This is a genomic window from Pseudomonas sp. 22490, assembly GCF_052044465.1.
Taxonomy (GTDB): Bacteria; Pseudomonadota; Gammaproteobacteria; order Pseudomonadales; family Pseudomonadaceae; genus Pseudomonas; species Pseudomonas aeruginosa.
Genome location: NZ_JBQENS010000091.1, coordinates 1 through 876 on the forward strand (window position 1 = coordinate 1; position 876 = coordinate 876).

The 876-nt window shown below is 65.8% G+C and carries 2 protein-coding genes and 1 pseudogene; all 3 read right to left on the minus strand.

The window, feature by feature from the left end; all coding sequences use genetic code 11:
• Positions 1-230: pseudogene (locus ACTJJX_RS35015) on the minus strand (DNA cytosine methyltransferase); the annotation flags it as partial.
• Positions 223-399, minus strand: coding sequence for a hypothetical protein (locus ACTJJX_RS35020; protein ID WP_016852055.1), 177 nt, complete (start codon positions 397-399; stop codon positions 223-225). The pseudogene ACTJJX_RS35015 and the gene ACTJJX_RS35020, both read right to left, overlap by 8 nt.
• Positions 396-836, minus strand: a complete 441-nt coding sequence (locus ACTJJX_RS35025; protein ID WP_033943433.1) for a hypothetical protein — start codon at positions 834-836, stop codon at positions 396-398. Before ACTJJX_RS35025 ends, ACTJJX_RS35020 begins: the two co-directional genes overlap by 4 nt.
• Between the last annotated feature and the right edge of the window lie 40 nt (positions 837-876).

Below are 876 nucleotides of genomic sequence, written 5' to 3' on the forward strand. Positions count from 1 at the left end.
TTGCCGTGGAACCGCACGTACTGGTCGCGGGTGAAGAGGTCCAGCAGGGTGCCCGGGACACCAGCCAGTCGCTCGAAGTCGCGCAGGCCGGCTGGGTCCACGTCGATCCCGCCGAGGCAAACCCATTCGGCCTCGACGTTGCCGACCCGCGGACGCGCCCGGTTGAAACCGGCGGCACCGCCGCCCAGGCCGCAGCAGAAGTGGAAGTGGTAGAGGGTGCGCTTAAGCATGGGTGCTACCCCCGGACAGGTCGCCGGCGTTGCCGTACTTCTCGGCGCCGCATTCGCAGCGGTAGAACCCGCGCTTGGTGATGCGGCCGAAACGGCCACTCAGGTGGCTGGTGACGACGTTACGGACGAATGTCCAGCTGTGGCGCTTGCCAAGGGTGCAGGGCTTCATACGTCACCGCCTTGCACGACAGGGGCAGCCTGCAGCAGCAGGGCATGCATGTACTCAATCGCCTGGATGGCGTCTTCGTGGGAGCCGCTGAACACTTCGCGGGCCGTTTGTGCTGCACGGTTAACCGACGCCGGCCAATCTTCTGGCTGTTCGTCCGCCTCCCAGCCCAACCTGCTGCGACGCTCCATCAGATCCAGCGCCTTACGCGCCTTGGTGCTCAGCTCCGGGGTGATGCCGCAATCACCATCGGCCACGTAGTTGACGAACTCCAGCAGGGCGTCGCCGGCTGCCAGTTCATGGCCGCGTGCCCAGCTGACCACCTCTCCGCCGTCTACTTCCCTCGGGACGTCTTTGCCGGTGGCGCCGCGGATGACGATGGTGTCATAGCGTGGTGTGCTAGCCTTGGCGCTGCCGCCTTGAGGCTGATTCGCTTGCATGGTGTCTCTCCTTTGGGGTGGTTGGCGCCAGGGAGTTGCC